Source organism: Actinomadura sp. (genome assembly GCF_044508335.1).
Lineage (GTDB): Bacteria > Actinomycetota > Actinomycetes > Streptosporangiales > Streptosporangiaceae > Spirillospora.
Map to the genome: position 1 here is coordinate 59,950 of NZ_JBIQHY010000025.1, position 6,000 is coordinate 65,949.

General features: G+C 68.1%; 8 protein-coding genes and 1 pseudogene. 5 read left to right on the plus strand and 4 right to left on the minus strand.

Translation table 11 applies throughout. From position 1 onward, the window contains the following. Window positions 1-17: 17 nt before the first annotated feature. Entirely contained in the window at window positions 18-410 is a 393-nt protein-coding gene (locus tag ACIWVC_RS12300; RefSeq protein ID WP_396446183.1) for an ATP-binding protein, read from the minus strand. Between the two features lie 151 nt (window positions 411-561). Between ACIWVC_RS12300 and ACIWVC_RS12305 the strand changes: the two genes are divergently transcribed. Further along, window positions 562-1,344 carry a Scr1 family TA system antitoxin-like transcriptional regulator gene (locus ACIWVC_RS12305; protein ID WP_396454153.1) on the plus strand — a complete coding sequence of 261 codons (783 nt, stop codon included), beginning with the start codon at window positions 562-564 and terminating at the stop codon, window positions 1,342-1,344. Next, window positions 1,335-1,508 carry a DUF397 domain-containing protein gene (locus ACIWVC_RS12310; protein ID WP_396446185.1) on the plus strand — a complete coding sequence of 58 codons (174 nt, stop codon included), beginning with the start codon at window positions 1,335-1,337 and terminating at the stop codon, window positions 1,506-1,508. Before ACIWVC_RS12305 ends, ACIWVC_RS12310 begins: the two co-directional genes overlap by 10 nt. Before the next feature lie 122 nt (window positions 1,509-1,630). On the opposite strand, the pseudogene ACIWVC_RS12315 reads toward ACIWVC_RS12310, so the two are convergent. From ACIWVC_RS12315 to ACIWVC_RS12325, 3 genes and pseudogenes are all read right to left on the minus strand, one after another. Then, window positions 1,631-2,139 (minus strand): annotated as a pseudogene (locus tag ACIWVC_RS12315) (recombinase family protein). Next, a complete protein-coding gene (locus tag ACIWVC_RS12320; RefSeq protein WP_396446186.1) occupies window positions 2,136-2,294 on the minus strand; it encodes a hypothetical protein in 159 nt (52 codons plus the stop codon). Before ACIWVC_RS12320 ends, ACIWVC_RS12315 begins: the two are co-directional and overlap by 4 nt. 227 nt (window positions 2,295-2,521) lie before the next feature. Beyond that, on the minus strand, window positions 2,522-3,073 hold the full coding sequence (locus ACIWVC_RS12325) for a TetR/AcrR family transcriptional regulator (protein WP_396446188.1): 552 nt from the start codon (window positions 3,071-3,073) through the stop codon (window positions 2,522-2,524). Window positions 3,074-3,151: 78 nt separating this feature from the next. Here ACIWVC_RS12325 and ACIWVC_RS12330 point away from each other — a divergent pair, with 78 nt between their 5' ends. Genes ACIWVC_RS12330 through ACIWVC_RS12340 form a run of 3 tightly spaced genes read left to right on the plus strand, consistent with a single transcriptional unit; the run spans window position 3,152 to window position 5,588 of the window. Next, on the plus strand, window positions 3,152-3,730 hold the full coding sequence (locus ACIWVC_RS12330) for a hypothetical protein (RefSeq protein WP_396446189.1): 579 nt from the start codon (window positions 3,152-3,154) through the stop codon (window positions 3,728-3,730). Beyond that, window positions 3,727-4,794, plus strand: a complete 1,068-nt coding sequence (locus ACIWVC_RS12335) for a trans-acting enoyl reductase family protein (RefSeq protein WP_184885373.1) — start codon at window positions 3,727-3,729, stop codon at window positions 4,792-4,794. The genes ACIWVC_RS12330 and ACIWVC_RS12335 overlap by 4 nt, the downstream gene beginning before the upstream one ends. Continuing rightward, window positions 4,791-5,588, plus strand: coding sequence for an SDR family NAD(P)-dependent oxidoreductase (locus tag ACIWVC_RS12340; protein ID WP_396446190.1), 798 nt, complete (start codon window positions 4,791-4,793; stop codon window positions 5,586-5,588). Before ACIWVC_RS12335 ends, ACIWVC_RS12340 begins: the two co-directional genes overlap by 4 nt. The last annotated feature ends 412 nt before the right edge of the window (window positions 5,589-6,000 follow it).

Here is a 6,000-nt window from a genome sequence, read left to right on the forward strand (position 1 = left end):
CCTTCCATCTCGCATGGTCAGGGCAGCTTGGCCCAGACGACCTCGCGGTCTCCGGCGAGGCGTTTGACTCCCCATTCGTGCACGAGCTCCGCCATGAGCTGCAGGCCCCGGCCGGAGGTGGCGGCGTAGTTCTGGGGCTGGACGGTGGGATGTCCCGTGCCGGTGTCCGATACCTCGATCACCGGTCGCCCATCGTCCGGGTCGAGGAAGAGCCGGACGACGATCGGGCCTTCGCCGTGCCTGTAGGCGTTCGTGGTCAGCTCGCAGATCACGAGGCGGCCTGTGTAGTCGTCGGTGATGCCCCAGCCAGCGAACTGTTCGGCGAGGAACCGGCGCGCGAGGCGTGGTGCCTGATCGGTGGAATTGAGGACGAGCGTCGGGACTTCAGGAGCTTGCGGTGCTGCGGACATCGGCACGACCTTCGCTGCCAGGACGGTTTCGGTAACTCACCGCACAGACTGAACTCCGCCGCGTAGCGTTACCACCGAAGCGCCCCAGCACACACGTGGCGCTGACGATCGCTGGTAGGTGGGTTCCCCTCGCTCACGTGGAGGCGAAGCAGTGGCCGCACGCAAACCGACATCGAAGACCGTCTCTTTCGGCACAGAGGTCACGCGCCTCCGAGAAGAAGCAGGGCTCAATCGGACGGAACTCGCAGCACGGGCAGCAGTGACCCGCAGCTACATCTCGCAGGTCGAGTCTGGGCGCACCAAGTGCCGCAAAGACTTCGCCGAACGACTGGACAAGGCGCTGGACTCGGGCACCACCTTGGTCGATGCATGGGATGAACTCCTGCGTTCCAGCAGCTACCCGAAGTTCTTTGCAGACTTCCCCCGAGCCGAGGCGTCCGCTGACTCGCTGCGCGCGTTCGAGACCAGGATCGTCTACGGGCTTCTTCAGACCGAGCCGTACGCGAGAGTGATCCTCGGCAACGATGAAGCCGTCCTCGACCGGCTGCGGCGTCAGAGCATCCTCACCAAGCCGAACGCCCCCACCGTGTTCGTTGTGCTGGATGAGTCCGTCCTTCTCCGCGAGGTCGGGTCGCCAGAGATCATGCGCGAGCAGTTGGAGCATCTGATCGAGATGTCGGAGCGTGAGAACATCACGATTCAGATCGCTCCGATTGGCTACCAGCGGGATGCCCGGGCCGCCTTCACCATCGCCACGCAACCCGACCGCAGCGAGGTGGCGTACATCGAGAGCAGTATCGGCGGCGAGACGACTGTGGAGCCGAAAGACCTCACGATCGTCAGCGAGATCTTCAGTAGGCTTCAGGCGGAGGCGCTTTCGCCGAAGGCGTCGGTCGAGCTGATGCGGAAGGTTGTGAAAGAGCGATGGACGTGACCTGGCGCAAGTCGTCGTGCAGCGGTGAGGCCGGGGACAACTGCGTCGAACTGGCCGACCTCGGCGAGGCCGTGGGCATCCGCGACAGCAAAGACCCGGCCGGCGCCAAGCTCACCCTGCGCCGCGACGAGTTCGCGAGCCTCGTGGCGGTTCTGAAGCGCTAACGCCCGGACATGACACCGAGGAAGCCCCGACCCGAGAGGGACCGGGGCTTCTTTCTGTTTGTCTTGGGCCTGACGAACATTGGAACGAAAAGTCCCGCCAGGAGCGTGCGGTTGAGCGCTCGCTAGCGTGATTTTTCGTTCCAATGTCGCTCAGGCTGAGATTGATGCAGGTCAGAAGGCGCTTGTGAGTGCTCGGTGAGTGGGGGAGGTGGGTCGGGAACGCCGGTCTTGACCCGCTGGAGTCCGGTGGGCTTGAGCTCGGGCACGTACTCGTAGATGGCGGAGCGGCTGACGCCGCGGGCCTTGGCGGCGGCCAGGCCCTCGTGGGTGCCTTCGATGATGAGTTCGCGGATGAACTCGGCGAGGGCGGCGAACACGTGGAAGACCAGGCGGCCGCCCGGCGTGGTGGTGTCGAGGGCCTCTTTCAGGGATCGGAACCCGACGCCGCGGCGGCGCAGGTCGGCGACGATCGTGATGAGGTCCTGCAGGGAGCGGGCGAGCCGGTCCAGCGAGGGATGACCAGGGTATCGCCGGGCCGCAGGTAGTCCAGCGCCGTGGCGAGCTCTCCGCGCTCGGCGTCCTTGCCGGACTTCTTATCGGCGAAGCTCCGGATGCGGCCCGCGGCCTTCAAGGCCAGGGTCTGGCGGTCGAGTCGCTGGGCTTGGTGGAGACCCGGGCGTATCCGACGAGCGCGCCGGTGAGGATCGCGGGCTCGGCGCCGAGAAGATCGTCGGCGGCCTGGCGGATCACCGCGAAGGGCGGGGCGTCGCCCGGGAACGTCGTCACAGCTGGAAAGTTCAGGAAAACGGTGCCGTCGGTGTTGTTGAAAACCCGAAGTTCTCAACACGTTCTACCGACGGATTTCCGATGCGACCGGGTAGTGAAGAGGACTGCACGCGGGGTGTCGAAGGGAATCGAACGATTCTCAACACTCCGTCCGGGGGGAGGCTTTGCCGCCGCTCGCCGTTGCGATGTGGGCCTGCGTGGTGCGGCGAGATGGCTTCCGGTCAGGTTCAGGTCGGCACGGTGGTGAGCTTGTGGACGAGGAGGTCGATCACGGCTCGTTTGCCGGCGTCGCCGTGCCGGTGGGTGAGGAGGCCTTCGATGACGAAGGTGCCGATCGCGGTCATGGCGGGGAGGTCGGCTTCGGCGGCGCCGGCTTTGCGGAGGTCGTCGGCGACCAGGGTGTCGGCGAGTTCGTGGAAGCCGGTGTGCCAGGCGTGGACGGCGGGTGAGGCCAGGGCGCGGGTGTGGACGGTGTTGACGAGGCCGTGCAGCCGTTCGAGCTGGTCGACGGCCCACAGGAGCCGGTCGTTGAGCGGCCGGTCGGCGATGGTCGCGTACTGGGCGAGGGCTTCGGCCAGCAGGCGGTCCAGGACGGCGATGAGCAGGTCGTCCTTGTCGCGGAAGTACCAGTAGATCGTGTTGACGGTGACGCCGGCGTTCTTGGCGATCTGGCCCATGGACGCCGACTCGTAGCCGTCGTCGATGAACAGCCGCTGGGCGGCGGCGAGGATCTCCTCGCGTTTCTCCTCGCGGTCTTGGGGGCGTCGGTTCCGGGGCACCCCCACACCCTATCTTGAACGACCCTCAAGAAGGCGCTAGGTTTCTTGAAGACCGTTCAAGAAGTGAGGTGGGCCCCCATGCAGACCGACCACCCGGCTGCCGAGCTGCTCGGGCTGGACACCACCGGGCTGCTGGCGTTCTTCGCCACGCTGCCCGCCCCGTCCATCGAGGAGATGGACGGGGAGTACGCCGCCCGGCTGCTGGCCCAGCCCAACCTGCTCGCTTCGGTGACCGGACGCGGCACGGTGTCGAATCCGCTCGCGCCGTGGCTGTGCAAGGCGTTCCGGCCCGTCGACGGCCAGACCGGGCGCGGCTACAACACCTTCCGCCAGTTCGGCCGCGTCCGGCAGCGCTATGCGATGCACACGCTCGTCGCATCGTCGCGCTATGACGGCCGTCCCGCCTACACGCTCGTCTACCGCGCCTACGCCTCGATGTGCGGGGCGATCAACATGGTCGACGAGGTCCGCCGCGCGGCGCCCGGTGTATATCTGGGCATCGGGACGTGGGGATTCACCGCACGGCAGCGCCGCATCCCCCTGCCCTTCCTGCTCACCGGTCCCGTCGGCGCCTACCGCGGTGACATCGGCACCGCTCGCCGCGGCTTCACCCCGGGCCCGCGTGAACTGCCCGGCCCGAAGAAGGCCGCCCAGTGACGAAGTGGCTGCTGTACGGCGCCAACGGCTATACCGGCGAGCTGATCGCCCGGGAGGCGCGCAAGAGGGGCCTGGAACCGGTCCTCGCCGGCCGGAACCTCGCGGCGGTCAAGCTGCTGGCCGAGGACCTCGGCCTGGACTACCGGATCTTCGACCTGCGCGACGCAGACGCGTGGCTGTCCGGCATCGACGTTGTGCTGCACTGCGCCGGGCCGTTCTCGGTGACGGCGCCCCCGATGATCGACGCTTGCGTGCGCACCCGCACCCACTACCTCGACATCACCGGCGAGATGGACGTCTTCGCCTACGCCCGCGAGATCGACGGCCAGGCCCGCGCTGCTGGTGTCGTGGTCTGTCCCGGAGTCGGTTTCGACGTCATCCCCACCGACTGCCTCGCCGCCGCCCTCCACCAGGCCATGCCCGAGGCCACCCGCCTGCGGCTCGGGTTCGACCTGCCGCTGGCCCTGTCACCGGGGACCGTCAAGACGATCCTGGACGGAATGGCCGCCGGAGGCCGCGTCCGCATCGACGGCCAGATCACCCCGACCCCGCTGGGCGGACGCACCGCCCGCATCGACTTCGGCAACGGCACCAAACCCGCGCTCGCCTTCCCCGCCGCCGACCTCCACAGCGCCCACCACAGCACCGCGATCCCCAACATCGAGGTGTACCTCCCGATGCCCTCCCCGCTGATCCGCGCCACCCGGATCAGCAGGCGGTTCACCGGGCTGCTGGCCCGTCCCCGCGTCCGCGACGCCGCGCACAAGCTGATCGACAAGACGGTGAAAGGCCCCGACGCGAACCGACGGGCCACCAGCAGCGCCCACGTGTGGGGCGAGACCACCGACCCGGCCGGCCGGCGGGCCACCGCCCGCATCACCACGGCCAACCCCTACCGCCTCACCATCGACGGCGCCCTCACCGCCGTCACCGACCTCCTCGCCGCCACCGCCCCCCGCCTCGGCGCGCACACGCCCGCGACCCTGTTCGGCGCCGACCTCATCACCCGGCTCCCCGGCAGCGGCCCCCTCACCATCAGCCCGACCGAAGGATCCCTGACGTGACCACCGTCCCCCGCTCCGCGCTCATCACCGGCGCCTCCGCAGGCATCGGCGCGGCGTTCGCCCGCCACCTGGCCGCCCGCGGCTACCAACTCCTGCTGGTCGCCCGCCGCGCCGACCGCCTCCACGAACTCGCCGCCCAGCTCACCGAACAGCACAAGGTCCGATGTGAGGTCTTCGCCGCCGACCTCACCGCCCCCGCCTCCCCCGCAGCGATCCTGCGATACGCCGACGAGCAGGGCCTGAACATTGACGTGCTGATCAACAACGCCGGACTGTCGGGCAAGACAGCGTTCGCCGACACCCCCTGGGACACTCTCGCCGGAGAGATCCAGCTGATGGTGACCGCCCAGACCGAAGTCGTCCACCGCGTCATCCCCGGCATGAAGGAGCGCCGCTGGGGCCGCATCGTCAACCTGTCCTCCGTCGCCGCGTTCGCCCCGCCCGCAGCCAGCCTGCTCTACACCGGCATCAAGTCCTACGTCCTCAACACCTCCCAAGCCCTCGACATGGAGCTCAAACCCCACGGCATCCACGTCACCGCCCTGTGTCCCGGCTTCACCCACACCGAGTTCCACGACGTCATGGGCACCCGCGACAAAGCCAACCACCTGCCCGGCATCCTGTGGCAGCAGCCCGAAGCCGTCGTGGCCGAAGGCTGGAAAGCCGTCCAGAAGGGCAAGCCCGTGTGCGTCCCCGGACTCGTCAACAAGATCTCCGCCGCCGCCATGAAACCCCTGCCCAACCGCCTGGCCTACCTCGCCGGCAAGACCCTCAACCCCTTCAAGAACAGCTGAACCCTTACCTCCGTTCATCCCTGAGGAGTAGGTGCCGGTCACGTTGATGTGGCGGCGGGCGAACGGTTTCGTGGAGGGGCCCGGCCGCCGCGAGTTGACCTTGCGGTGTCGATCGGCTGGGGCGGCCTGTGCTGGTCCGCGGGGGCTCGGTTGACGCGGGTCGTCGAGGGGCGGCAGGGGGGCGGCGGGACGTGTGAACATCCGGTGGGCCGGAGCGGGCGGATGCCGGTCTTCCTGGTCCCGTGTGAACCGGGGGAGTGCCGTGAGGGGCGGCCGAGTTCACTAACGAACGGCTAACAAACGATCAAGAGGCCGGTCCTCCGAGTGGAGGAAACGGCCTCTGAGCTGGTGTTTCTGTGTCGGGACGGCGGGATTTGAACCCACGACCCCTTGACCCCCAGTCAAGTGCGCT

Bases quoted from the DNA above. Each gene is read 5' to 3' on its own strand.
- ACIWVC_RS12300 (WP_396446183.1), bottom strand. From the start codon at position 410: ATGTCCGCAGCACCGCAAGCTCCTGAAGTCCCGACGCTCGTCCTCAAT.
- ACIWVC_RS12310 (WP_396446185.1), top strand. From the start codon at position 1,335: ATGGACGTGACCTGGCGCAAGTCGTCGTGCAGCGGTGAGGCCGGGGAC.
- ACIWVC_RS12330 (WP_396446189.1), top strand. From the start codon at position 3,152: ATGCAGACCGACCACCCGGCTGCCGAGCTGCTCGGGCTGGACACCACC.